At 43.9% G+C, this 24963-nt stretch carries 27 protein-coding genes; 6 read left to right on the top strand and 21 right to left on the bottom strand.

The annotated features are described in order from the left end of the window. Positions 1-5: 5 nt before the first annotated feature. The 7 genes from HF312_13970 to HF312_13940 form a co-directional block, all read right to left on the bottom strand. The gene (locus HF312_13970) at positions 6-635 is read right to left on the bottom strand and encodes an isoprenylcysteine carboxylmethyltransferase family protein (GenBank protein MCU7521324.1); all 630 of its coding nucleotides are present in this window, start codon (positions 633-635) and stop codon (positions 6-8) included. Continuing rightward, positions 632-2125, bottom strand: a complete 1494-nt coding sequence (gene rpoN, locus HF312_13965) for an RNA polymerase factor sigma-54 (protein ID MCU7521323.1) — start codon at positions 2123-2125, stop codon at positions 632-634. Before rpoN ends, HF312_13970 begins: the two co-directional genes overlap by 4 nt. 1 nt (position 2126) lies before the next feature. Then, the gene (locus tag HF312_13960) at positions 2127-2699 is read right to left on the bottom strand and encodes a DUF3109 family protein (protein MCU7521322.1); all 573 of its coding nucleotides are present in this window, start codon (positions 2697-2699) and stop codon (positions 2127-2129) included. A 228-nt stretch (positions 2700-2927) separates the two neighbouring features. Continuing rightward, positions 2928-3308, bottom strand: a complete 381-nt coding sequence (locus HF312_13955) for a hypothetical protein (protein MCU7521321.1) — start codon at positions 3306-3308, stop codon at positions 2928-2930. Positions 3309-3316: 8 nt separating this feature from the next. Beyond that, complete coding sequence (locus tag HF312_13950; protein MCU7521320.1) at positions 3317-3574, bottom strand: hypothetical protein; 258 nt, start codon at positions 3572-3574, stop codon at positions 3317-3319. Between the two features lie 196 nt (positions 3575-3770). Continuing rightward, a complete protein-coding gene (locus HF312_13945; protein MCU7521319.1) occupies positions 3771-4538 on the bottom strand; it encodes an enoyl-CoA hydratase/isomerase family protein in 768 nt (255 codons plus the stop codon). A gap of 59 nt (positions 4539-4597) precedes the next feature. After that, positions 4598-5266 carry an HAD-IA family hydrolase gene (locus HF312_13940; protein ID MCU7521318.1) on the bottom strand — a complete coding sequence of 223 codons (669 nt, stop codon included), beginning with the start codon at positions 5264-5266 and terminating at the stop codon, positions 4598-4600. Between the two features lie 231 nt (positions 5267-5497). On the opposite strand from HF312_13940, the gene fbaA reads away from it, so the two are divergent. The 3 genes from fbaA (at position 5498) to HF312_13925 (ending at position 8864) form a co-directional block, all read left to right on the top strand. Then, positions 5498-6529: a class II fructose-bisphosphate aldolase gene (gene fbaA, locus HF312_13935; GenBank protein MCU7521317.1), complete on the top strand. Its 1032-nt coding sequence runs from the start codon at positions 5498-5500 to the stop codon at positions 6527-6529. An 89-nt stretch (positions 6530-6618) separates the two neighbouring features. Further along, the gene (locus HF312_13930) at positions 6619-7332 is read left to right on the top strand and encodes a glycerophosphodiester phosphodiesterase (protein MCU7521316.1); all 714 of its coding nucleotides are present in this window, start codon (positions 6619-6621) and stop codon (positions 7330-7332) included. A 179-nt stretch (positions 7333-7511) separates the two neighbouring features. After that, a complete protein-coding gene (locus tag HF312_13925; protein ID MCU7521315.1) occupies positions 7512-8864 on the top strand; it encodes an alpha-amylase in 1353 nt (450 codons plus the stop codon). 56 nt (positions 8865-8920) lie between these two features. Here the strand turns inward: HF312_13925 and HF312_13920 are convergent, their stop codons facing one another. The 4 genes from HF312_13920 to HF312_13905 form a co-directional block, all read right to left on the bottom strand. Next, positions 8921-9937 carry a hypothetical protein gene (locus tag HF312_13920; protein ID MCU7521314.1) on the bottom strand — a complete coding sequence of 339 codons (1017 nt, stop codon included), beginning with the start codon at positions 9935-9937 and terminating at the stop codon, positions 8921-8923. Positions 9938-10112: 175 nt separating this feature from the next. Next, positions 10113-10400, bottom strand: a complete 288-nt coding sequence (locus tag HF312_13915; protein ID MCU7521313.1) for a hypothetical protein — start codon at positions 10398-10400, stop codon at positions 10113-10115. 41 nt (positions 10401-10441) lie between these two features. Further along, entirely contained in the window at positions 10442-10708 is a 267-nt protein-coding gene (locus tag HF312_13910; protein ID MCU7521312.1) for a hypothetical protein, read from the bottom strand. Positions 10709-10745: 37 nt separating this feature from the next. Then, the gene (locus HF312_13905; protein MCU7521311.1) at positions 10746-11771 is read right to left on the bottom strand and encodes a hypothetical protein; all 1026 of its coding nucleotides are present in this window, start codon (positions 11769-11771) and stop codon (positions 10746-10748) included. Positions 11772-12250: 479 nt separating this feature from the next. Between HF312_13905 and HF312_13900 the strand changes: the two genes are divergently transcribed. Both HF312_13900 and HF312_13895 read left to right on the top strand, forming a co-directional pair. Then, a complete protein-coding gene (locus tag HF312_13900) occupies positions 12251-13270 on the top strand; it encodes a hypothetical protein (GenBank protein ID MCU7521310.1) in 1020 nt (339 codons plus the stop codon). Further along, positions 13263-13943 (top strand): response regulator transcription factor, encoded by a 681-nt coding sequence (locus HF312_13895; protein MCU7521309.1) that lies wholly within the window; start codon positions 13263-13265, stop codon positions 13941-13943. Before HF312_13900 ends, HF312_13895 begins: the two co-directional genes overlap by 8 nt. Before the next feature lie 3 nt (positions 13944-13946). Here the strand turns inward: HF312_13895 and HF312_13890 are convergent, their stop codons facing one another. From HF312_13890 to HF312_13855, 8 genes are all read right to left on the bottom strand, one after another. Beyond that, on the bottom strand, positions 13947-15077 hold the full coding sequence (locus HF312_13890) for an ABC transporter permease (protein MCU7521308.1): 1131 nt from the start codon (positions 15075-15077) through the stop codon (positions 13947-13949). A gap of 21 nt (positions 15078-15098) precedes the next feature. Next, positions 15099-16229: an ABC transporter permease gene (locus HF312_13885; GenBank protein MCU7521307.1), complete on the bottom strand. Its 1131-nt coding sequence runs from the start codon at positions 16227-16229 to the stop codon at positions 15099-15101. A 1-nt stretch (position 16230) separates the two neighbouring features. Continuing rightward, the gene (locus tag HF312_13880) at positions 16231-17160 is read right to left on the bottom strand and encodes an ABC transporter ATP-binding protein (GenBank protein MCU7521306.1); all 930 of its coding nucleotides are present in this window, start codon (positions 17158-17160) and stop codon (positions 16231-16233) included. Next, positions 17160-18473, bottom strand: coding sequence for a TolC family protein (locus HF312_13875; protein MCU7521305.1), 1314 nt, complete (start codon positions 18471-18473; stop codon positions 17160-17162). The genes HF312_13880 and HF312_13875 overlap by 1 nt, the downstream gene beginning before the upstream one ends. A gap of 15 nt (positions 18474-18488) precedes the next feature. Further along, positions 18489-19403 carry an ABC transporter ATP-binding protein gene (locus tag HF312_13870; protein ID MCU7521304.1) on the bottom strand — a complete coding sequence of 305 codons (915 nt, stop codon included), beginning with the start codon at positions 19401-19403 and terminating at the stop codon, positions 18489-18491. Between the two features lie 23 nt (positions 19404-19426). Beyond that, positions 19427-20392, bottom strand: coding sequence for an HlyD family efflux transporter periplasmic adaptor subunit (locus HF312_13865; protein MCU7521303.1), 966 nt, complete (start codon positions 20390-20392; stop codon positions 19427-19429). Further along, a complete protein-coding gene (locus HF312_13860) occupies positions 20393-20998 on the bottom strand; it encodes a TetR/AcrR family transcriptional regulator (GenBank protein ID MCU7521302.1) in 606 nt (201 codons plus the stop codon). Positions 20999-21144: 146 nt separating this feature from the next. Continuing rightward, entirely contained in the window at positions 21145-21753 is a 609-nt protein-coding gene (locus tag HF312_13855) for a class I SAM-dependent methyltransferase (GenBank protein MCU7521301.1), read from the bottom strand. Between the two features lie 211 nt (positions 21754-21964). Here HF312_13855 and prfA point away from each other — a divergent pair, with 211 nt between their 5' ends. Next, positions 21965-23038, top strand: coding sequence for a peptide chain release factor 1 (prfA, locus tag HF312_13850; protein MCU7521300.1), 1074 nt, complete (start codon positions 21965-21967; stop codon positions 23036-23038). A 46-nt stretch (positions 23039-23084) separates the two neighbouring features. Here the strand turns inward: prfA and HF312_13845 are convergent, their stop codons facing one another. Then, positions 23085-23387 carry a hypothetical protein gene (locus HF312_13845; protein MCU7521299.1) on the bottom strand — a complete coding sequence of 101 codons (303 nt, stop codon included), beginning with the start codon at positions 23385-23387 and terminating at the stop codon, positions 23085-23087. Positions 23388-23736: 349 nt separating this feature from the next. Beyond that, the gene (locus HF312_13840; protein MCU7521298.1) at positions 23737-24885 is read right to left on the bottom strand and encodes an AI-2E family transporter; all 1149 of its coding nucleotides are present in this window, start codon (positions 24883-24885) and stop codon (positions 23737-23739) included. Positions 24886-24963: the final 78 nt, after the last annotated feature.

The raw sequence follows: 24963 nt of genomic DNA, 5'->3' as shown, positions 1-24963 counted from the left end.
TAATTTTAATTTTGCCGCTTAAATTTAAGCGGAAAGATTCTGGAAACTCTTCCTTTGTAATCGGTATATTCCTGCCCGAACCTTTCTGTAAGTTTTCTTTCTTCGTAAATTGAACCCAGGTAAAAATAAGCCGTTAAACAGATAAAAGAAACCAGGTAAAAAAGATCCATCTGCGGCCTTAAGCCCAGAAACAGTATTGAAAACAGGTAAACCGGGTGGCGGCTTATCTTATAAAGTCCTTTGGTTACTAAAGTTCCTTTTTCATCCAGATCCTCCGCGCTGTAGTTTCCGTTATACCACCGCACAATCTGTTTAATACCTAAGAATTCCATGAGATCGAAATGTGTAAAGGACCAGATGAGGAAGGCAAGGCTTATAACCTGAAGAACAAAAACAATTATGTCGTAAGGAGCATCTAAGTCATAAATAATGCTGTCGGGTTTCGGAACGAATTCCAATAGCAGCATGAAAGAAAGAAAGGAGACTACATTGTACGTGAGCCTGTAGAAGGCAATATAGTCTCCGTACTTTTCTGCAAATAATTTTTTTAGCTTCCGGGAGGCAAGAACGGAATGCACGAGGCCGAAAAGGAAATAGGAAAAAACTATTACAATAACGTCCCGGAAAAGACTCATAATTCCTTGCGCAGGCGTGCAACCGGTATCCTGAGCTGCTCCCTGTACTTGGCTACTGTCCTGCGCGCAATGTGAATGCCTTTTTCATTCAGCAGTTCTGCTATTTTGTCGTCGCTGTATGGAGCGTTCTTGGTCTCAGAGTCGCAGATCTCTTTTATCAGCTCTTTAATGTGCTTGTTCGAGATCTCCTCGCCGTCGTCGGTCGAAAGCCCCTCGCTGAAGAAATATTTCAGCTCGTGAATTCCTACGGGGCTCTGGACATACTTGCCGTTAACAACCCTGCTAATGGTTGATATATCCATCCCGATCTCCTCGGCAATATCTTTATATATCATGGGGCGCAGGGCCTTGGGACCGTATTCAAAAAACGCGTACTGCTTTTCAACAATGGCGCGCATGATCTTCATCAGCGTCTCACGGCGCTGCTGGATCGAGGCAATGAACCATTTTGCCGACTCGAACTTCTCCCTTAAGAACTTGTGGGTTTCTTTCTCGCGGTTTGAAATGTTCCTTTTCCTCTTATTTGAATTCAGCATCTCAAGATACGTGGAGCTGATTGTAACAGAAGGGACGTGGCGGTCGTTAAGTGAAATAATAAAGTTGTCGTCCACTTTCTCAACTAAAAAGTCGGGCGTTATCTGGTTTGCCTGGTCTGACTCTATGTTGCCTTCCCCCGGCTTGGGATTAAGCTTATGAATAAGGCTGATAGTCGATTTCAGAGTCTCAGTCGTAAGATTCATATTCTTCTGTATGGCATCAAAACGCTTATTTATAAAGTCGTTGAAATGATCCAAAAGAAGGTGTTCTGCCAGATAGGAGTAATAAGGGTCAAAAGATGTATTCTTTAACTGTACCAGGAGGCATTCCTGCAGGTTCCTCGAGGCAATTCCTACAGGGTCAAATGTCTGTATCTTTTTTAAGAGGCTTTCGGCTTTCTCCAGCGGAACCTCAACGTGCTGAAACATATTGAGCTCTTCAACTATGCTCTTCAGGTCGCGCTTTAAGTATCCGTCCTCGTCCAGGTTTCCTATTATCTCTTCGCCCAGGGCGAACATGTCTTCGCTTAAATCCAACAGGTAAAGCTGGCGCGTCAGGTGCTCGTTTAAGGTCTCCCTTAAAGGTGCAACGGGCTGGGTCCTGTCCTCATCGCCGTTCTTGTTATAGTATTCGTTCTCCGGCTCAGAGTCGGCGTCGTTCATAAAGTCTTCTAACTCAAACTCGTCGTCGCTTGTATCTGCAATTTCCTCGTCGTCACTCTCGCCGTCAGTAGCAGCGTCATCCACGCGGTCGTCCTGCGGCTTTTCTTCGTCCTGGCTCATTTCAAGTTCATAATCATCCAGGAGTGTTTCTTCCAGGATCGGGTTAAGCTCAAGCTCGGTTTTTATTCTCTGTTCAAGTGAAAGCGTATTAAGCTGCAGAAGTTTCTGGTACTGTATCTGCTGGGGCGAGAGCTTCTGAAGCTGTGAAAGTCTTTGATTTAATGATAACATTTTACTTTTCCCTCCTGGCTATCCTTAATTTTTCATACCAGGACTCTCCGTAAAGCCTGACTAAAGATTCCTTGCAGAAATCGGCAATTCTAACACCCAGCTTTACGCCGTTTTCCACGGCAGCGTAGCATTCGGGAATTCTTTCATACCTCAGTATGTCGCCCCCGAACCTCGATACACGGATAGGGAAGAGATGGCAGGATATCGGCTTATTGACGCCTATTTTGCCTTCTTTAAAAGCCTTTTCAACTGCACACTTGGCAATGTCACCTTCATAATATACAAAGACGCAGGCCCTGTCGTTGACGCTTCTGGTTAAAAGTTCACCCTCTTTTTCCTCCCAGAAACCATTAGCTTCAATCTCTTTGATGTGCCTGGGGGAAAGATATTCCTTTACCACAGGGAGGACCTTCTCAATTTCATCAATTTCTTCTTTTTTTATCGGGGCGCCATACTCGCTTTCCATTGTACAGCATGCCCCTTTGCACTTCGTTAAATCACAGACGAAGTGCGAATCAACTATATCCTTGCGGACAGTTACGCCATCTATTTGTAATACGTTATCTAAATACATGCACTCTATTCTGATTGGGGTTAAACTTTGGAATAATTTTTGTTAAAAATAATAATAATAAAACTAATTGGAAAGAATATTAATTAGCTCTTTTCCATTTTACACGGCAGTAATTTTAGCCTTTTCACCGGTGAAAAGGAGAATACATAATGCTAACAAAAATCCAGGCTTCCAAATTCAATTAATTAAAATAAAAGGATCCGTCCTGCGGGTAAGTAAAACGTAATATTATTCCGGTTTTATTGGAAAGCCTGAGAGTTTAATACGTTTATAAGCACCCTTCTTCTCATCGGGATGGGGAGAATAACCAAGGATGGTAATATCACCTTTGCCGGGACCGTAAGCCCAGAAGAGCCGGCCAGCAGCAGGGGTATTGTTTTCCAGATAAGACTGCCAGACCTTAAAGCCAAACTCACGGCTTAGTTCGTCAATTTCGTGAGTCCTAAGGCTGTTATGCCTGGGATTAGAGCTCAGGAGCTTCATAACCTTACCAATCTGATTAAATCTGCGGCGTTCGTCTTCAGACATCGTATTAGAACGGTATTTATCTGCGAGGCGGTTCCATAGCTCTTCGAAATCAGGAACGCCAAGTCTGATCTTAAAATTCACTTCAGGTGTTATTCCTTATCAAAATCGAATTCATTCAGGTTAACGGGTCTGGAAGCTTTACCCTTCTTCAGGTTTCCGGCAGAGTCCTTAATCATATTGTATGTGTCTTCTGAAATATCATCCAGGTCAACAAGAATCTGAGGTTTGAGCGTAATAGTCCCGTCCCTGCGTACCTGGACCTTATAGTGCTCGAATTTCGAGTCTCTAATGATCAGGCGCCTCTTGCTGTCAAGTTTAGCGGAGTATTCTTTTACAACCGGTGCCATAGCATGACATCCTTTCTATGTCTTAGTTCAATGAAACAGTTGAATATGATAAAAAGTGGGATATCCCACCTATAAAAATACGCAAGCGCATGAATAAAAACAAGGGATGTTTCCTTGACTAAACTTTGTACCAATATATCCGGCCGGAATTACGGAAAGACTGAAAGGGCAGCAGATATGGGTCTCCAGGAGCATTTCAGGTAGATTTTTTATCCCTAAAATTAGAAATGTAATTTGATGTGAACTCCGAAAGCACCAGCTTCCCCGATATCTCGGCCCTCGTCTCAAGCAGGGTGTCCCAGTGAGCTGTGCCTTCCCAGAGTATCGATTTCAGCTTTGCCATAGCCTCGGGATTCGTCTTTGAAAGCCTTACTGCCACTTCCAGCACCGCTTTGTCCAGCTCCTCTCTTTCCTGAAAAACATCCGTATAAAGACCGCTGTTCTCGGCCCACAGGGCATCCCGCCAGTTCGTATCTATCGAAAGCGCACCAAATGCGCTTTTGCCGATCTTTCTTTCAACCGCGGGACCTACAACAAAGGGCCCGAGGCCCAGCTCCAGCTCGCTTAACTTAATTGAGGCCGATGAATGCGCCAGCGCATAGTCCGATGCCGCAATTATCCCCACGCCTCCTCCAACAGCCTTTCCCTGAACACGCGCGATGATAAACTTGGGACAGTTTTTCATGGCGTTAATAAGATGCGCAAAACCCATGAAAAACTCTTTCCCTTCTTCATAACTGCTGATGTTTAAGAGCTCTGTAAAAGACGCCCCCCCGCAGAACGCCCCTTCGCCCTTGCTGGCAAGTACAATAACACGCGTTTCATCATTGTCTGAAAGACTCTCTATATCATCAGCCATACTTTTTAAAAGCGCCGAAGGAAGGCTGTTCCCCTTGGGATGGGAAAATGTGACTACGGCAATGCTGTTGTTTATCTTAACCGATACTTCACCAGTCTCTTCCATAAACTTACCCCTTTGCTTTGTGTTAAAACAGCTGTCCTTTGATATACAGATACTTTTACTTATTTAACCTCATTACTGCCCACTATGTCAATGATTTCCTTCATATCGGAAATCAGGTAATCGGGATTTTCTTTTTCCAGCTCCTCTTTCTGCCTGTAGCCGAAGGTTACGCCGCAGGTAAGAGATCCTGCATTCTTCCCGCACCTTATGTCAAGCTCTGAATCCCCGACCATCAGTGTCTCAGCGGGACCCACACCAGTCTCTCTGCATATCTTTAAGAGGGCATCCGGGGCAGGCTTTATAGCCATGCCGTTCTGGCGGCCCGTAATAATTGAAAAATAATCTTTAAGTCCAAAATGTTCAAGTATTCTTTCTGCCTGGTCCTGCGCCTTTGTTGTAAGAAGGGAGGTGAGTATGCTGTTTTCTTTCAGGAATTCCAGCACCTTAAGCACATTCGGGTAAACTTTCGATTCATCTATAAAATCGAAGTAGAGGGATTTATATCTGTCAATAAACCCTTCCAGATCGGGAACCGATATATTGAAATCGGCAAATATATCCTTAAAGTGGTATCCGATCTTTTTGTTGAACTCCTCTTCGGAAAGCTCGGCTGCAATGTTGAATTCCTGGAAAGTCCTGAGTGTGCATTTGTATATCGTTGCACTTGAGCTCATGAGTGTTCCGTCTAAGTCAAATACAACGCTTCTGATTTTTGGGGTGCTGTTCATATAATTCCGTAATTTTCTTTGAATGTTTGAAATAACTCCATTAATAACAACTTAAGCTTAAAATTTATTCCATTTTTTCACAATAATTCCAAGTTTGTAATGTTATAAGGTTTCATCCTTGCAAAAATATCAAATTATAACTAAGTTTAACGTTTAATTTTAGGCAAGAAGAAAAGATTTTAGCTATTAAAATCAGAAATATAATCAAATAAATCCAATAGGAGTGTTAATATGCCCGTTGTAGATTATAAGAAATATTGCGAAATGCTGGATAACGCAAAGAAAAATAAATTTGCTTACCCTGCAATAAACGTTACCTCTGAAGCTACGGCAAACGCTGTGCTTGCTGCACTTGCAGAAACAAAGAGCGATGGTATAATTCAGGTTTCCACAGGCGGCGGTGAGTTTGCCTCAGGACAGGCTGTTAAGGATGCTGCCTTAGGTGCAATGTCAATTGCACAGCACGTTCACCTTATAGCTGAAAAATACGACATTAACGTAGCTCTGCATACAGACCACTGCCCGGCTAAGAAACTTGATTCTTTCGTAAGGCCTCTGATCGCAGAATCACGCAAAAGAGTCGCTCAGGGATTAAAACCGCTGTTTAACTCACACATGTTCGACGGAAGTGAACTCCCGTTAAAGGAAAACATGGACATAGCAGTTGAACTCCTGAAAGAATGCGCAGAACTGGGAATTATTCTTGAAGTTGAAGCCGGCGTTGTCGGCGGTGAAGAAGACGGCGTTAACAACGAAGGCGCCCCTGCTGAAAAACTTTATACAACTCCTGCAGATATGGTTGAGGTCTACAGACGCCTCTCATCTGTTAAGGGTGCAAGATTCATGTTCGCTGCTACTTTCGGCAACGTTCACGGCGTTTATAAACCGGGTAACGTAAAACTCCGCCCCATTATCCTCAAACAGGGGCAGGATGCCACAGCAGCTGCATTCGGTAAGGATGCCTCCTTTGACCTCGTATTCCACGGCGGCAGCGGCTCTTCACTCGAAGAAATCAGGGAAACTCTCGAGTACGGCGTAATTAAAATGAACGTCGATACTGATACTCAGTACGCCTTTACACGCCCGATGGTCGACCACTTCTTCAAAAATTACGACGGAGTCCTTAAAGTTGAAGGCGAAGTTGGTAATAAGAAAGTTTACGATCCCCGCGCTTACCTGAAAAAAGCTGAAACAGGAATGAAGGAAAGAGTAATTCGTGCCGTTAAGGACCTTTGCGGAGAAGGTACTACTTTAGGCAGATAATTCTGTCATTGATTTATTTGGGGCACAGCCGTAATTTCTTTATGGCTGTGCTTTTTATTAACTGCAGGTTTTGAAATTTGTAAACAAAAATGGACTGGCTTCTAAATACTCCTATTACCCATCGCGGGCTGCACGATAATATAACCGTACCCGAAAACTCTATGGAAGCTTTCAGGCGCTCTATTGAGGCGGGATATCCTATTGAACTGGATGTCAGACTCTTAAAGGACGGCTATATTTGCGTCTTCCATGACATATACCTTTCCAGAATGACGGGTGAGAAGGGCTCAATACTGAAAAAAACTTCAAAAGATGTCAGAAGTATCCGCCTGCTCGGAACAGATGAATATATTCCCCTCCTTTCGGAAGTCCTTAACCTTGTTAACGGGAAGGTTCCGCTCCTGATAGAAATTAAGAACAGAAGAGGCGTCGGACAGCTGGAAAACCGCCTTTTGAACCTCCTCTCGGTCTATAAGGGAGAATATGCCATAGAATCATTTAACCCTCTTGTGGTCAAATGGTTCAGGGATAATGCCCCCGGAATTATACGCGGACAGCTCTCGGGAGCCTTTGGCGCAGCACGCGCGCTCAGCAGAAGAGCATTCTTAAGAGGACACCTGTTCTCACGGCTCTGCCGCCCCGACTTTATTGCATATGATATAAGATACCTGCCCGCAAAAAGGGTCAATAGCTTCCGCCTGAACGGCGTCCCGGTAATAGGCTATACCGCAAAGAGCAGGGAGGAATACAATAACGCTAGCTTCTACTGCGACAACATCATATTTGAGGGCTTTACTCCTTAAAACCTTTTGCTTAAAACCATTTTGCTTAAAACCTTTTCGGAAATTCTATTCTATCTTGATTGCCCGTTTTTTCTTATTTTAGTGCAGACTCTTTGCACACTCTCAAAATCCAATATCTTAGCAACCAGGAGATTCTCATGATTCAAAAGAAATACCCTGTTAAAAACTTTTCAAAGATTATGGCCGGATACATACTGGTTCTCTTAATCCTTTTCATAAGTATTCAGGACATATCTGCCCAGGCGGTAAAGACTTCTGTAAAACACCCTGCATGGACGCGCAACAAAATGATATATGAGGTGAATATTCGCCAGTATACAAAAAGCGGCACTTTTAAGGAGCTGGAGCGTGAACTCCCTAAACTTAAAAATATGGGAGTGGGTATCCTCTGGCTTATGCCGGTTAATCCGATAGGCGAAAAAAACCGCAAGGGATCACTCGGCAGCTACTATGCCGTAAAAGACTATATGGCTGTTAACCCTGAATATGGTACAATGAAGGACTTTAAGTCGCTCGTTGGCAGAACCCATAAGCTGGGTATGAAAATTATAATCGACTGGGTGGCAAACCATACCTCCTGGGATAATGTGCTTACCAAAACCCATCCGGAATTCTTCAGAAAGGATTCCATAGGAAATTTTGTGGCTCCTGTAAGGGACTGGACAGACGTCATTCAGCTCGATTTCGATAACAAGGACCTCCGGAAATATATGATCGGAGCACTTAAGTTCTGGGTTAAAGAGGGAGGCATTGACGGCTTCCGCTGCGACGTGGCAGGAATGGTCCCGACCCCGTTCTGGGATGAAGCCCGCAAAGAACTCGATAAGGTTAAGCCGGTCTTTATGCTGGCTGAGGCTGAAAACGCCGAACTCCACAGGAATGCTTTCGACATGACTTACGGCTGGGATCTGCACCACCTCATGAACGATATAGCACAGGGAAGAAATTACGCTTCTGCCATTAATAATTATCTTGCAAGACAGGACAGCCTTTACCCACGTGACGCCTACAGGATGTATTTTACAACCAACCACGATGAAAATTCCTGGAACGGTACCGAGTTTGAACGCATGAAAGGGGGCGTTGAGGCTTTCAGTGTGCTTACGTTTACTCTTCCGCAGAGTATGCCGCTCATCTATAGCGGCCAGGAAGCAGGCTTAAATAAACGCCTCGCATTCTTTGAAAAGGATCCTATCGACTGGAAGGATTCCGAGTACAGAGGGTTCTATACCGCATTAATTAAATTAAAGCTCGTGAATAAGGCCCTTGCCAACGGAGTTGAAGGCGGGCAGATGCAGCTCCTTTCTTCCAGAGACGATAAGGCTGTATACGCTTTTACAAGGCAAAGAGGCAAAGATAAGATACTTGTTGTAGTTAACCTTACAGGTGAAAACAAAGAGGCTCAGCTAAATGGCCCAGGCTTGAAGGGAAGCTACACTGAACTCTTTACAAATGACAGGAAGCCCTTTGCCGAAAAAGAGACGTTAAAACTAAACCCGTGGGAATACAGGGTGTATGTAAGCGGAAAATAATTTTTGTTTGTTTAATTCGGCGGACCCGCTAACGGGTCCGCCGAATGTCTTAATGGTTAAAAGTTTAAGTTTGTGCCTACCTTAAAGACCGGAAAACCTCCTCTGAAGCTTCCGTTGCTATTGCTCGTCATTAGTCCTGCTGCCCAGAAGAAGTGAAAATATCTGTCCGGAATAATGTTATCGCCGCCCACAGTCATTACTGTAATGCCTTCCTTGCTGCTGCTGAAAAAGTTGGCCAGCTCTCTGCTGTACTCAACAGAGACGTTGTTAAAGCCGGGACCCGAAAAGTAGCCTGTCAGCTTCATGCCGGCAGAGAATTCCTTGAATTTGGGGTTTGAATAAACATTCCAGTTGAGCACTCCGGCTACACTCAGGTAATCCAGAATCTGATAGCCCAGCTGTGTATGAAGAAGGTCCGGGTATCCTGTTCCGCCTGCCAGAAAGAGGTGTCTTTTTTCTTTCAGAGTTTCAACCGCGCTTTCCTCTTTTTCTATAGTGCTTTTTTCTTTCCCTGGAGCTGAGGCTAAATTAAAATTATAACCCAGGCTTAGTTTTATGATGTGATAAAGCTTCTGGTAATCGGTTTGGCGCTCCATGTTTTCGTCCAGATAATAACTCCGGAAGAACTTTTCGTTCAGCGTTTTGTAGTAATGAAGCTCAACTGTAAATTTTTCCGTAGCATTAAAACCTATTCCAGCCCCGAGCAGCGTATGGAATTCGTCTCTTCCCGTACCGTCCTGGCCTTGGTATCCGAAATAGCTGTGAAAGTTTATTCCGCCTAAGGCGTAGAAGTTATCCTGCAGTATATTTCCTCTGGCATAAAGCCCGTACTGCTCGCCGCTGAAGTCACCTGCAAATAGAAGTCCCCACCTTCCCTCCAGGGAAAATTTGTCTCTGAGCTTTATACCCAGGCTTATCGCGGGTTCTAAGTTAAAAGGGGCCTGGCGCACTGAAAGGTCTGTTACCAGGAAGTTCGGCTCAAGCCTGATGCCGCCGTAAATATTCTGTGCGTAAGAAAACCCCTGGAATAATAATGTGAAGCAGAATAAAAGTAAAACAAGTGACCTCTTCATATTCGGATATTCCTTAAAGCTGTAACATCGCGGGTTAAATTTAGTAAAACTACTGTTGCCTGACAAATATTAAACGGAAGGGGATAGATGTGTGTGTTTGCTTAATCCGGCGAACCAGAATCGATCCGCCGGATTATTGTATGGGGTAGTGTCAAACCTTAAAACCGTTTTCTTTCTAGTCTGCTTTGCCGCAGAAAAAAACCACCGTATTATTTTCAATGAAATGCACAAGAGTGCCGTACCTCGCAATGCCTGAGATCCTGGATGCCTGAGAAATCTCTTTTTTAATTGCATCAAGCGCTTCTTCGTAAGAAAGCAGATTATTGTAGACTACAATGAACCTTGCTTCCTCATTTGTCATCTTCTGCCAGTTCCTTTCCGACAATTCCTGATAAAAATCCCTGCACTGTTTTATTGTGGGATCTCCCGGCAGATCAATTTTTAGTACTGCTTTTATTTCCATTTTCTCCGGTTCCAATCATATGCGGCTCTGATTCATTCTGATCAGGCAAGAATAAATTTTGAACTTCCCAGATAGATTTCTGCTTTGATCTTTTTTATTCCGGCCTTATCGAGAGCAAAATTTATATCTGATTTAATTACATCGAAAATGTTTTCTCCGGACAGGCCCTCTTCAAAGATGGTCTGCCATACTGTGTTTAATTTATCAAGCTTCTGCCAGTCGCGCCTGAGGAGTTCATTGGAAAAACTTCTGCTTTGCTCAAAGGTCGCGCTCCCGTCAAAATCAATTGTCATCATGGCTCTTTTCATAATGGGGCTTTCTTTTTAACTCTTCTTTCCCTGTCTGCTAGTTTACCATGCTCTGGGCAATCGTCGTTTTAATCGTCTTAAGCAGGTATTCAAGTATATTCTGATACTTCTGTTCATAATCTTCACGGCTTAAGGATTCCATGTGTGTATCCAGATAGCTATGCAGCCCGTGGCATGAAAAGCCGTGCTTAATATCCCAGGCCATATCAGCTATTGCGGCCTTCAGCGATCCGGCCTCATGGCTGTTTAATTTGTTTTTCCCAAGATAGAATTTATCCAGCTTTGCTGCCGATTTCGAGATCGCATAGCTGATCATATCATTAACATGGATTGAATCGTCCATGTAATTTATGCGGCTTTCTGTTATTGCTTCAGAATTATCCCCGGGGTTTACCTCGCAATCGTACTCTTCGTCTCCTCTCAGGTACCTGAGCCTTCTGATGAGAATATTGACGGGAATTGCCGGAACAAAATCTGTCTCCGACTCCAGGAATGCTGCTATTTCTCTCAGGATCGTTTCATCGTTTGAAAGAAGATAGTAGGGAATTGACTCAAAAGCCTCCTCGTCAATAAACTTCCGGCAGGCAAACGTTACATCCGGTTTTGCAAAGTAGGTTTTGCCGCTGTGCTTTATGATCCTGAAATTCTGCTTCCTGGCAAAATGATAAATTGTCCTCTGCAGCTTTATGTAGTAAGGATCGGAATTTCTTATTGATTCGGACAGATGCTGCTCAACCCTGCTTTTAATGAGCTTATGAAGAAATGCAATGGCCTCAGACTGGGTGCTGATCGGGCTGCCCCAGTTCTTAAAAGCAGTTCTGATCGAGTATTCATTCTGCTGGTTGCGCAAAAATAAGGGGGTTACAGCGCTGATGGCGAAATCCTTGTAATTATATTCGCCTCCTAAAAAGCAGGGGGTTATCTTGTTCCTGTTTTTAATTACAAACATGTAGGAAATATTACAGCAGAATTTTGCAAGTTCGTTTAACTCGCCGGGAGTAATATTTTCCTTCTCAAGAATCTCAAGCGTATTTATAATTTTCCTTTTTCTTTCAGTTTTCATGGGTCCAGCAATTTTATTACATCTTTTGCTCTTGTTTAATGCTGCCTTTGAAAAGGCGGCTTGAAAAAGAGCAGAATTTAATGTCGGTTTTTTATGGGAAGAAATATAAAGAGCACATATTCAAAAAAAATCAGTACCCCTTAACATTAATTGAAACAAGATACTGAGTACTGATTAAGAAATGTGCACAATTGAAGCGTCTTTTACGGAAAAAACGTCCTAAAAATGCCTGGCTGAGGGCCGTTAAACTCTTTTTTTGAAGAAAAATATGTGAAAAAGCGCGATTTTAAGCTGAAATCGCGTATCAGTATGCCTTTATGCCTAAAATCAGTATAAATACTGATTTTTTTTAATTTTTCAGGTCGTATATTTAGTATTAGCTAAAAAAAATAAACAATTTTTTAACAGGGGACCGGTAAAGAATTTTATTTTGACTCAAAGCATATAAACTTTCTGCAGATAACGAAACTATGCTCCAGATGAAAGAACTTGATATTAAGGATGCCCAGCTTACAGCACTGTTGTCGGACTTTAATCCGGAACCGGTAATCAGCATCAATCCCGAGGGCCGGGTAATTCATGCTAATGAATCCTCTATTGCTTTATATCCTTCACCCGATCTTCTGAGGAAGAACCTCACTGAATTTATAAAATTCCCGTTTGACCTCGGGGAATATATCAAAAACGACTGCTCAACTCATTTTTCTGAAAAGATCAACGGCCGCCACTATTCCGTTTACTTCCAGGGTATCTCATACCTCCAGATGGCACAGATTTACCTGCATGATATTACTGAAGTAAAACAGCAGGAAGAAAGGCTGATCGAATCTGAAAGAAGACATAAAGAAATTGCCGGCGTACTGAGGGAGAAGGCTGAACTGGAAAAACAGACTCTGGCAAGACAGCTCTATGATGAAGTAAATCAAAACCTGTCTGTCGTTCGTCTAAAGCTGCAGAATCTGAACAAGCTCCGCGATAACGACCGGGAGTCGGAAGAATACCAGCAGACGATCGGTCTGTTGGAGAGTACAATAAACGTTCTGAAGAACATTTCCTATAACCTGAAGCCAAAAATCCTGGATGAAGTGGGCCTGGGGCCTGCAGTAACCAGCCTTTGTAACGAGGTCTCCAGGCAAAGCGGCATTAAAGGAAGCGTTAACATCATGCAGACGGATGCTAACATGGATAAGAAATGCGCCACTTATCTCTATAGAATAATACAGGAAGCACTGAACAATATTGTTATGCATTCCAGGGCAACTGAATTCAGCGTGCAGCTCATTGATAATGAGAAATTTACCAGGGTGTTCCTCTCCGATAACGGCATTGGATTTGAACCCGATAAAATAATAGACGGACAAACTAATGGTCTTGGACTTTTGAATATAAAGGAAAGAACTGAAGCCTTGAACGGAAAATTAAAAATTGATTCGTTCCTGCAAAAGGGAACAGTTATAATTGTTGAAGTACCAAAACAAGCAGGATTTTTACATGCCTAACCCGAATAGTATAAGAATTGTTGTCGCCGATGATCATTCCCTTTTCCGCAGCGGTATAATCAGCCTCCTGGAAGATGCGGCAGAGATATTTGTGGTTGGCGAGGCTACCGACGGCGGAGACCTCTATGAAAAGTACTTCGAGCTTAAGCCCGATGTTATACTGGTGGATATATCTATGCCCGGCGTGACGGGAATAGAAGCCCTGAAGAAAATCCTTGCCCGCGACCCTTCGGCAAAAGCCCTCTTCCTTTCAATGCACGAGGGAGAAGAATACGTCTACCACATTCTCAAGTCGGGCGGAAAAGGACTCATCAGCAAAAATGTCATGAAGGGTGAACTGGTCTACGCCATTAAAACAGTCTATAGCGGAAAGAAATATTTCGGCGCTTACTGGACTGAGGAAAGACTGGAAGAGCTCAGAGAGAAGTATTCCGGCGGCGACGGAGGCGGCATAAGCGTTCAGCTTGCCGAGGCCTCCTTGACACAAAGGGAAATTGAGATCCTAAGGCTTATCGGCGAGGGCTACACCAGCAACGAGATTGCCTCTAAGACAGGCCTCAGCAAAAGAACCGTCGACACGCACAGGATTCACCTTATGAGCAAACTCGGCATCAAAAGCCTGCCCGAACTCATAAAATATGCAATTCAGTACATGATTCAGCACAGAGATTAGAGCTTACTCTAATCTCTTCCTGAACCTTAACGAACTTGCAATTAAAATTACCACACCGATTAAGAACAGAACAAGCGTCTCAAGCCAGAGCTCCGAAAAACCCGTCCCTTTTAATATTATCCCCCTTAATATCGTAATGTAATACCTGAGGGGAATGGCATACGTAATTACCTGTATTATCTGAGGCATATTCTCAATAGGAAATGCAAAGCCTGAGAGATAGATCATCGGCATCATTAAACCGAACTGCGCAACCATCATAGCCTGCTGCTGCGTTTTTGAAATCGTCGATACGAAAAGCCCCAGGCCCAGCGTGGACATTACGAATAAAAGCGAGGAGAATATCAAAAACAAAAAGCTCCCCCTTACCGGAATCCCGAACCAGAGAGTCATAATTGACGTTACGAGCAATACTTCAAGAAACCCTATGATCATAAAAGGTACCATCTTTCCTATTATCAGCTGATAGGGCTTGATCGGGGTTACTATAAGCTGCTCCAGCGTCCCGATTTCCCTCTCCTTTACAACCGCCATCGACATCAGTATCGTTGTAATTACCATCAGCACCAGCCCCATTATGCTCGGAACCATGAAGTTCCTTGTCTTAAGATCGGGATTGTACCATACCCTGACCTCAGGCGTGAGTGTGCCTGAAATGGAAAGCTTCATTCCGCTTTTCTCCCTCGCCTCAAGAAGTATGTTTTTTGAATAGCTCGATGCAATAGACTGCACGTAGCCGAAGGCAATCGAGGTCTTATTCCCGTCGGAGCCGTCAAAGATCACCTGCAGAGGGGCGGTCTGCATGGTGTTGACCTTCTTCTCGAAGTCAGTCGGAATTACTATGGCGTCAAGCACCTTGCCGCGGTTCACGAGGTCCACAATCTCTTCGTAGCTGTGAACGTAATAATCTATGGAAAAATATCCTGAGCGCTCGAAACTCCTGATAAACTCGCGGCTCGTTACGGTTTTATCCTGGTCGAAGACTGCTGTGTGAACCGTGTTTACGTCCATCGTTGCGGCATATCCTAAAAATATGAGCTGCAGAATGGGAGCCATAAATACAATTCCGAAAAGCCTTTTGTCGCGCCTTACCTGTATGAATTCCTTAATAATAATGTTTATAATTGTTTTCACTTTTTGTTTTCCTTATTCAAACTATACGGTTCTCATCTTCCTGTTCCTTAGGGTCGCTATGCCTAAAAATACGCCGGAGAAAATTAAGAGGTATACAACCTGCGGCCAGAATGATTCCAGCCCCACTCCCTTTAAGAGTATATCGCGCAGAATAATTGAATAAAATTTTGCCGGCGTAATGTTTGAAAGAATCTGTACAAACAAAGGCATGCTCTCAATCGGGAAAATGAAGCCGGACAGTATTACAGAAGGGAGCATCGACATTAAGGTCGCCATCTGAAAGGCCACCTGCTGGTTGTTGGCAATGCTGGAGACGAAAATCCCCAAGCTTAAAGAGGCGAAAATAAATACAAGCGTCGTCAGAAGAAGAAGAATTAAATTCCCCTTTACAGGCATGCTGAAAAGTAAGTAGCCCGAAATGAGTATAAAAACCGCAACCATCAAAGAGATAAATGCATGGGGAAGAGTCTTCCCGATTATAAGCTCAAGTGATGAAAGGGGAGAGACATTGATCTGCTCTATTGTCCCAAGCTCTTTTTCGCGCACAATTGAAAGCGAAATCGATATTACAGCCGTAATAATCATTATCATTGCAATCAGCCCGGGTATTAGGAAATGCGTGGAGTCCAGACTCGGATTAAACCAGAAGACCGGCTCAACATCCAGCGGAACGTACGTGCCGCGTCCTGAGAGTGCAAGCGTCTCTTTCGAGAAGTTCTGCGAATAGCTCATTGTCGCAAGGTTGAGATAATTCATGATAAGAGTTGCCGTGTTCCCGTTTACGCCGTCAACCAGAATCTGAACGCGGGCATCGCCCTTTGAATACATTGTGCGAGACATGTTCTCAGGGAAAACTATTACAGCCTGCGCCGTCTGCCCGTCAAGATATTTCTTAATCTGGCTGTCATTGGTTATTGTGCCCACAAGGTCAAAGTAGCTGGAACTTGTTAGCGCGTTTATAAATGCACGCGTGTCCTCCGACTTGTCGCGGTCGTAGATGGCTATCTTTATATGATGTACATCGAAATTTATCGCATATCCGAAAATTACCAGGAGCAGTATCGGAAAAAGGAATATAATAAGAAGCATCCTTGTGTCGCGCCTTAACTGGCGGACTTCCTTTTTAGCCAGTGCAAGAATTCTGTTAAGCATTTTATTTTTTATCCTTCTCCAAAAGGTGAATAAATACATCCTCAAGAGTAGGAACAATCCTGTCTATTCTTTTAACCGGGATTGAGTTTTTCTCCCCGAGAATCCGCCTTATCTCATCCTCTCCCGTGTATTTGCTGTTGACTGCTATGTGCATGTTGTTTCCGAAAATTGAAACCTCATCCACAAAGTCCTCTTTCTCGAGGATCTCCATGGCCTGAACCGTACGCTCACACTCAATCTCGAGAATGGTGTTTGAAAGGTAATTTGTCTTAAGCTCCTTCGAACTCCCTTCGGCAATAAGCTTCCCGGCATTAATGAGTATGATGTTGTTGCAGAATTCAGCCTCTTCCAGATAGTGTGTGGTTACAAATACGGTAATTCCGTGCGAGGAAAGCTCATTTATTAAGTCCCAGAAATTCCTTCTTGAAATAGGATCAACGCCTGAGGTCGGTTCATCCAGAAAAACTATCTTGGGCTCATGTATTACCGCAGTACCAAGTGCCAGGCGCTGCTTGATTCCGCCTGGAAGCGAGCCCGTAATTGTCTTCTCCCGCCCTTCCAGGTCCGCAACCTTTAAGACCCATTTTTTTCTTTCCCTGAGCTTGTCATTATAGAGCCCGTAGACACCGCCGAAAAAATTTATGTTCTCTTCAACTGTAAGATCGTTGTAAAGGGAAAACTTCTGCGACATGTAGCCTATCTGCGTCTTTACCTTGTCGGGCTCATTCTTGATGCTGTAGCCCCCGACAAGCGCGTCGCCGCCCGTGGGCTCCAGTATGCCGCAAAGCATTCTTATCGTAGTCGACTTTCCCGCGCCGTTTGCACCCAGGAAGCCGAAGATCTCTCCCTGCTCAACGTTAAAGGAAATGCTGTCGACTGAAACAAACTTCCCGAACTTTTTTGTCAGGTTTTTAACCTCTATTGAATTCATCAGTATATCCTTCTTCCCAGTGACTTTTCAAGCCTTATCTTTGCAATTTCATAGTCAACAAGCGCATTATTGTAATTTGTCTCGGCCTGCAGAACCGCGGTCTCGGCATCAATCAGGTCCGTGCTGGTTGCAAGCTGGGCGTTGTATTTGTCGTTGATGATGCGGTAGTTCTCCTTTGCCTGGAGCACGCTCTGACGGCTTACGGATATCTTTTCACTTGAACGCTCATAGGTGAGGTAATTGGAATAAACTTCCAGCTCAACGGCATCATTTAACTGCGAAAGAGAGGCCTCTGCCTGCACGCGGGTCTCTTCTGCCTGCGAGGTCTGAGATGAGGTGAGCCCCCAGTTCCAGATGTCCCAGTTAAGCGTAACTCCAAGGTCCCACGTATTCTTGAAAACGTCTATTGGAGGCTGATAGCGCTGGTTGGGACGGTTGTAGTAATAGTTTGCGCTGAGGTATACGGATGGAAACCAGCCTGAACGGGCGGCACGTATCCCTTCGCCGCTTGCTTCAAGACGGTACTCCATCGATTTAAGCTCGCCGCGGTTTTCCTTGGCTTCTTTTAGAATGTCTTCAAACCTGTAGCCCGTAATGGAAGTGTCAATTGTGCCTGCGTCAATTGCAGTCTGTGAATTCAATGGAAGCCCTAGTGCCTGGTTAAAAGACATTTTTGCTATGTCAAGGTTGTTCTGCGCCTCGATCTGCTGAAGCTTTGTATTTGAATAAACCACTTCAAGCTTTAATACGTCGTTCTGTGTAACAAGGCCGTTTTCCAGGTTGTTTTTTGTATCCTGAAGATGACGCTCATTCTGAAGGAGAGTCTCATTCAGGAGGTTTAACATCTCTTCTGCCTTATAGAGCTGCCAGAAGGAGGACTGTATCTTAAACGACGCCTCGTTGACGTCTTTTGAATAATCTGTTTCAGCTGCCTTGCTGTTTAGCTCCGCGGCACTCTTAAGCGAGGTGAGCCTGAGGCCTGTAAACAAGGGCTGCTGAAGAGAAAACCTGATGTTGTAGTTGTTTAATATCACGTCCGAAATCTTTATCGGAAATGGTGCCCCGGGTATTGATACCTGGAAAGGCGGTACACTGCTGAGCCTGGTGTAGCCTGCTGCAAATTTCAGCTGCGGCAGAAGCTGCGAATTTGCCTCTGTAACTTTGCTTTCAGCTGTTGTCGCCTTCGACTGCGATATCCTGAGATCCTTGCTGTTCTTAAGACCCAGCTCAATGCTTTGCTGAAGCGAAAGCTTCTGTGCCTGTGCAAACATTATGGCGGGCAGTAACAGGTTAATGAACAAAATCTTCTTCATTATTTATTCCTATATTTATTTGGCGCTTGAAATTAAATGAATAAAAACGTTTTCCAGTGATGGGGGAACTACCCTTAAATCTGTAATTGTAACCGATTCCTTCGTAAGGAGATCCTTAATCGTCTCGCAGTCCGGATCGCAGTTATCTACAACCACGTCTATTCTGTCGCCGAACATCTGTACTTCAAAGTGCGTATTTCCCTTGATTGCCTTATATGCCTGGCGCGAAGGGTTGCAGACTATTTCAACCACGTCCTTGCCGAGGGAAGCCTTCACGTTCTGCGGGGTGTCGAAACTTATAATCTTCCCTTTATTCATCAGTGCCACGCGGTTGCACCTTTCGGCCTCGTCCAGATACGGAGTTGACATAAAGATTGTAATTTCCTCTTTTATAAGGCTTGCCAGAATTTTCCAGAAGTCACGCCTTGAAACCGGGTCGACTCCTGTAGTCGGTTCATCTAAAAAAATTATTTTCGGCTTATGAATGAGCGTGCAGGCCAGGGCAAGCTTCTGTTTCATTCCTCCCGAGAGCTTGTCTGCCAGGCGGTCGCGGAACGGCGTAAGCCGTGTGAATTCCAGGAGCTCATTTCTTCTTTCCCTGTAGCCTTTAACACCGTGGATGTCGGCAAAAAATTCTATGTTTTCGTCCACTGACAGATCGCCGTAAAGACTGAACTTCTGGGACAGGTAACCGATGTCCTTTGTAATGTTTTTCCTCTGCTTTACGAGGTCAAGCCCCAGTATCCTGGCCTCTCCCGAGTCCGGTTCAATAAGGCCGCAAAGCATTCTTATTGTTGTTGTTTTGCCTGCGCCGTCGGGTCCAACAAGGCCGAACATTTCACCTTTACCCACCTCCAGGCTGATGCCATCTACGGCATGAACATCCCCGAAACTTTTCTTAAGGCCTTCTATTTTTATGGTTGTTTCCATGATGCTGATTTTTCTTTTTTCTATTAATACTTTATCACTGCGTCGGCCGGCATTCCGGCTTTAAGGTCGAAGTTCGGGTTAAGGATCTCAATTTTTACTGCAAAAACCAGCTTTGTCCTTTCATCCTTTGTCTGTATGTTCTTTGGCGTAAACTCCGCCTCGGGGGAAATATAGATTACTTTTCCTTCAAATGTTTTATTCTTAAATGCATCCACCGATACTTCAGCCTTCTGCCCCAGCTTTACTCTTCCCAGCTCCTCTTCAGAGACGTAAATTACAAGATCCACAACCTTCAGGTCCGATATCCTGAAAAGTGACGAGTTGGGACCCACGGTTTCTCCTGCTTCCACAAATTTCTTTACCAGAATCCCGTTCATGGGGGAGGTAACATAACTGTCCTGTATGTTTTTCTTCAGGAGCTCCACACTTGCCTCTGCCTTGCCAAGGTTTGCCTCTGCCTGCCGGATCTCCTCGGGGCGGGCGAAGTTTTTCATCTTCTTCAGGTTGTCTTTTGCGGCATTAAATTGTGCCCCGGTAAGCTGGTACTTTGCCATGGCGTCTTCGTACTGCTTTTTTGTGATCGATTTCTGCTCGTAGAGCTTCGTCATTCTGTCTTTATCCCTCTGTGCCATGTCAAGATTTATCTGCGCCTGGCGCGTGTTTTCCTCTGCCTGGCTGATATCCTCGCTCCTGGCTCCCTTGCGAAGAAGCTTAAGCTGCGCTTCGGCAAAGTCACGCCCTGCCAATGCCTGGTCCAGTTGAATGGAAAGCAGATCGTGATCTACGGTCAGAAGGGTATCGCCTGCTTTAACATTGTCCCCTTCATCTTTATAAATTTTCTGAACCTGGCCTGCAACTTTGGAACTGACGGTTACATTTGTGGCCTCTATTGTGCCTGAGGCTTCAATGGTATTCTTATCGTTTCCGTTTCCGCAGCCTAAGACAAAAAGTCCAAAGCTCAATGCACCTATTAACAATGTGGTTTTCATCTATTTATCCTGATTTTTAGTGTTTTTAAATGTCATGGCTCCCTTATCGGTCAGTATGCCGTTTAAGAGTATCTGAAATGTCATTTCAAGTGCTTCATTATGGGAGAATTTGCTGTTTAAGAGAAAATCGGGGTTTACTATAGCCCGCAGGGAAGAGGTGAATATTACAAGAAGCAGTTCAATCGGCCTCTCTTCAAAGAGCCCTTCTTTTTTCCCCTGTTCGAATATCCTGCCTATATTGGTATACATTATCCGGGTTCTGAAGTTGTCAATTTTTGCCCAGAGTTGGGGCGTGTGATACTGCATATCCTTTAACCAGTGGTCGCTGATCTTAATGATAAGATTGCTGAGAATGCCGAGCAGTGCCTTAATTTTACTTACAGCATCCATATCTTTCTCAAGCACCTGATGGATTTTCTCTGAGTTTTCGCTCATCATGCTTTCCACTACCTCTTCAATTAGCTTTTCCTTTGAAGGGTAGTACTTGTAGATGGTCTTCTTGCTCATTTTGAGCTCGCGTGCAAGCTCATCCATGGAGGTCTTATAAAATCCCTCTTTGAAGAACTTTTCACGTGCAAAAAAGAGTATCTTTTCCTTATCTTCCATTTGGGCTCCCTTGGAAACTATTATCGTATTACTAGTTTCCAATTTAACAAAAGGAAACTAATTTGTCAATATTAGTTTCCATTTTTCTTGATTTTTTCTGGCGGGAGAGCTCCCTTGGGGCAATTTTGCGGATAAAGGCTCTTTTGCTAGGCCTCAGGATGTTCTTTTGTGCCGGTAAACCTTATTACAACCGCCTCGCCATGGTGGTATTTCCCCTCACTTAGCTCAATTACTTCCTTGCTGAGCTGCTGGAAGTCGAGATCGGTAAATTCATTTACAATGTCCTCTAAAGAGTAGAGGAGTTCCGGATCCTTCGGGCCCCCGGAGGATTTCTCTATCTGGTCTTTTTCAAAGACTTCAAGAATGAGTTTGCCTCCCGCTTTCAAAGACGAGATGATTTTCCGGTTTACCTCTGTGCGCAATTCTTCAGGAAGATGCATGTAGATAATTCCGGCGGCATCGTAATAATCCTCTTTTGGAGAGAAACTCTCCAGGTCCTGAACTGTATAGTTTATGGTTGTATTGTTTTCTTCGGCCAGCTTAAGGGCTTTTTCTTTGGCCGCCTCGCTGTAGTCGAAGCAGTCCACCTGCCAGCCCTCTCGCGCGGCATAGACGGCGTTGCGCCCTTCGCCTTCGGCAACGAGCAAAAGCCTTCCGGGCTTTAATTTATCAATTTCCTCCCTGAAAAAAGCGTTCGGTTCTTTCCCGTATGCGTAGCCTTCTTCAGAAAACCTCTCATTCCATTTTTCAAGCATCTTTAACCCATGAATTTGTTACTATAAATATAATCCGGTTTTTCCTAAACAGAAAAGAATTTTTTCCCCGGGGAAATCCTGCCTCTTAAAGAAAACCTTTTTGCCCGGGAATTTGTTTGGTTAGCAAGGGCATGGTATGACTTCTAATTACTTAGATTTTCAGGCATATCTTTGCTATATTTGTATTCAAACAAAGAGAGAATTGATGGAACTGATCGACAAATTAAGGGCAATTAAAGAGAAATTCGAGAAAATTAATGAACAGCTGGCTGACCCCGCCAATCTCAACAACCAGGAAAAAATAGTCACTCTCAGCAAGGAAAGAAGCGAACTCCTGGAAGTGGTGGATGCTTTTGAACGCTACGACAAGGTGCTTAAGGATATTGAAGGCAACAGGGAGATTATTGAACTTGGAGAGGACAGGGAGCTTTCTGAAATTGCCCAGGCTGAACTTGAAGACCTGAAAAAGGAAAAGGAAAAGCTGGAAGAGGAGATCAAGTACATTCTGATCCCAAAGGACCCGAACGACAATAAGGACGTAATTGTGGAAATACGCGCCGGTACCGGGGGCGATGAAGCGGGGCTTTTTGCGTTCGACCTCTATAGGATGTATTCCAGGTTTGCCGAGGTCCGGGGATGGAAAAAAGAAATTATAGATATAAGTGAGTCCGGCATGGGCGGCATTAAGGAAGTGGTCTTTTCCTTGAACGGACAGGGCGCATATGGCGATATGAAGTTCGAAAACGGCGTACACCGCGTGCAGAGAGTCCCTTTAACAGAAACTAACGGAAGAGTGCATACTTCAGCCGCTACAGTGGTGGTTATGCCCGAGGTTGAAGACGTGCAGGTGGATATAGACCCAAACGACCTCAGAATTGACGTCTATAGAAGCGGCGGCGCAGGCGGACAGAACGTCAATAAAGTCGAAACCGCAATAAGAATCACTCACATACCTACAGGTCTCGTCGTACAGTGCCAGGATGAACGCTCGCAGCTTAAAAACCGCCAGAAGGCGCTCAAGGTCCTGAGAGCACGCCTTTACGACATGAAACAGAAAGAGCAGACAGATGAAATTGCCGCCCAGAGAAAATCAATTGTCCGCTCGGGCGACAGAAGCGATAAGATACGTACCTATAACTTCCCGCAGAACAGGGTAACTGACCACAGAATAGGCCTTACGCTCTATAACTTGTCAAATATAATTGAAGGTGACCTTTCGGAGCTGATTGAGCAGTTAAAACTTGCCGACAGGGCAGAAAAACTCAACAGTAACGTGGAAGCTTAAAACTGTTAACCCTGAAGGCACTCTTCAGGGTTTTCTTCTATATAGCCTATTTCCCGATTCCCGGCTCTTTTTCCTGAAAATTTTCCAGGAACTTTATTAAAAATACGAGCACAAATCCAAGAAGCGAAAGCGTAACGTCTGCAATATCAAGGCTGAACTTCGCCTGGCTGCCTACTAAATAACTGAAATATTTTATCCCCGAAAGGAGCCCGAAGAAGGCTGCAAAACCGAAAATTCCTCCTTTTACAGGATTCAAAAAGTAAGATTTTATATTCTTAAATACCTGGCTGTCCTGACTTTCTGTGGCACTCTGTTCTGTAGCACTATTCGTAGTAGAAATATTCTTCATTTACTTTCCTTCTAATAGTTGACGATTCCTTAAGACCAATAATAAATCCATTCCATACTAATATATATGGTGACGAAGACCGTTTTCGGAAAATTTTATCAAAAAAAATAAAAAATATTTAATAAGGAATAAAATTCCTGAAAATAACAGCCGGCAAAATATGGGAGGCTGTGTCCTGTTTACCGGGCGCAGGGCTTTTATGTTCCCAAAGGGTAAAAAGATGGTACCATAAATAGAAATCCGGGGTCACTAAATAAAGGACATAATTTCTGTCTATAAAACCAGGAAATTAATCCGATAATAAGACTTCATAAGGGGGAGAGTTCATAATGCGGGCTTTTATCTTTTCTTAAACTCCCATCAGGTCGTTGAAGAAGTTTGCATTAGGCGAATCCAGCCTGGAAATTATAATTTTTATGATTGCGGTTAAAGGTACTGACAGTATTGCCCCTACAATTCCCCATATATAACCCCAGAGCAGTAGGGAAAGGAGTATTACCAGGGGGTTTAAGCCCAGGCGGTGCCCGAAAATCCTCGGCTCAACAACATTTCCAAAAACATTATGCAGAACTACCAGAATGCCGGCAACAATTAAGGCATAACCGATCGATCCGAACTGTACAAGCGTCATTAAGGCCGGAAGAACAGTTGCAATTAGCGAGCCGATATTCGGAATAAAATTGAAAAGGAATGTAATTACAGCCCAGACAACCACAAAATCGACCCCGAAAAGCAGAAGTACTATTGCCGTTGCAATGCCCACAAGAAGACTTATTACAAACTTTGCAATAACATACTTCTGAATCTGATCCGTAATTTCCTGAAATGTGCTCTGCAAGGTCTGCTCTCTTTCCCTCCTGGCGCGGTACTTCTCAGAAACCTGCAGCGAATCTGGGCTGATGCTTTTTGATCTCGCTTCAGCTTCCACCTCCGGTGTCTTCAGGTCCTCAGGCATGTGGCTCATCAGATAACGCCTCTTTATGGCGCCGTAAATATTCTTATGCCCCGACATGATAAAAATGAAAAAGAAGAGCACGAATAAAAAGCTTCCGAGAAAAGAAAATGTCGATGAGAAAACATTCCCGGCTAAGGGGCCGTAATCTATTCTCTGCAAGAGATTCGTAATCTTGAAATTCTGAAACTGCCTGTCTTTAATTCCAAATGAATTGGCGGTTGATGAGACAATCTGGTTGAGCTTTGCCTCATAGCCCGGAAGTGCCTCTCCAAGGGCGCTGAAGGAGTTGACAATTACAGAAGAAAAACTTCCAAGTACAATAATTATTATGAGTATGTCCAGAATGGCAACGGCCGAAATGGGAACCTTTCTGCTTTCCAGAAGAGCGTTTAACGGAGAGAAAACAAAAAAAAGAAAATATGCTATTATAAAAGGAATAAAAATCTCAGCAAGCGATTTCAACACAATAAAAATAACAACGATGCCTATAACATTGACAAAAAAAGCACTGGTTGCAGAAAAACGGGACTTTTCCGTATGCATATTATTTTCTTTTATTTATGAACAGTTCAGGAAATTTATCTGTTTAAACTTAATGCATTTAAACAAAAGATAAGCAAA

This window comes from Ignavibacteria bacterium (genome assembly GCA_025612375.1).
GTDB lineage: Bacteria > Bacteroidota > Ignavibacteria > Ignavibacteriales > SURF-24 > JAAXKN01.
This window is presented reverse-complemented; position numbering and strand designations above follow the sequence as displayed.